Origin of the sequence: Vibrio sp. 03-59-1 (assembly GCF_013114135.1) — a bacterium.
GTDB lineage: Bacteria > Pseudomonadota > Gammaproteobacteria > Enterobacterales > Vibrionaceae > Vibrio > Vibrio cortegadensis.
This window is the reverse complement of record NZ_VTYA01000092.1, coordinates 1-776: the sequence shown is the minus strand read 5'-3', so window position 1 is coordinate 776 and position 776 is coordinate 1. Positions and strand designations below refer to the sequence as shown.

The following is a 776-nucleotide window of genomic DNA, read 5'->3' as shown; positions in this document are numbered from 1 at the left end:
TAAATTAAACATGCGCCCACGCAAAAGGCTTGGGTATAGAATGCCAATGGAGTATATTCATGCCCACCTGTAGAAAGTGTCGCACTTCAAACTTGATACTAAGTTGCCCGCACGATGAAGCCAAGTTTAGCGCCAAGGTGCTGAATTAATTACAAATCTACTGGCTTTGAACTCAGAAGTAAAATGGATAGTTCTAAACTCAACCATAGACAATAAAACGCACTTGGCTAAGAAGCGAAATGAGTTGAAATTGGAGAAATTTTATTCGCCTGAGTGACAAAGAATTCGAACGAGAAACCTGACAGCAAAGTGCGCTGAAGCCACGATTTTCAATGAAGTTCCCACCAAAAAGAAGCCGCGCAAAATGAACTTGAGCCAGCAAAACTTACTAACGAGGAGACTTGCGTGACGTTGCAGCTAATTAACCGACAAACATTCTACGTGCGATGGTCATTTTGATGGCATTTGTCACGAGACGAACAGGTGTGTAGTTCGGACGCAGAACAAAGATAAACGGATAATTTAACCCTTTGAATCTTATGCAATATAACGCCCAATTAAGGTGCGACAACGCTATAAAACCCAAGCTAAACCATTGCGCCGTAAACACAAATTTCAAATCGAAGTGAAACTGCCATGCGTTGGGAGTCACTCTTAAATTGTTTGTTAGGAGTCTTGGATTCAAGTACGAAGTGCGACACCTCTGAACATAAAAACAGTAAGGTGCGATAATCATGAAGTCTGCTCCCGCCAAGAAGTAAAAAACATGAAATATT

The 776-nt window shown here is 41.2% G+C and carries 1 protein-coding gene; it reads right to left on the bottom strand.

The genetic code is table 11. The features are described from left to right. Nucleotides 1-587: 587 nt before the first annotated feature. The coding region (locus tag F0249_RS20165; RefSeq protein ID WP_216599680.1) for a hypothetical protein at nt 588-776 on the bottom strand (189 nt) is incomplete at its 5' end.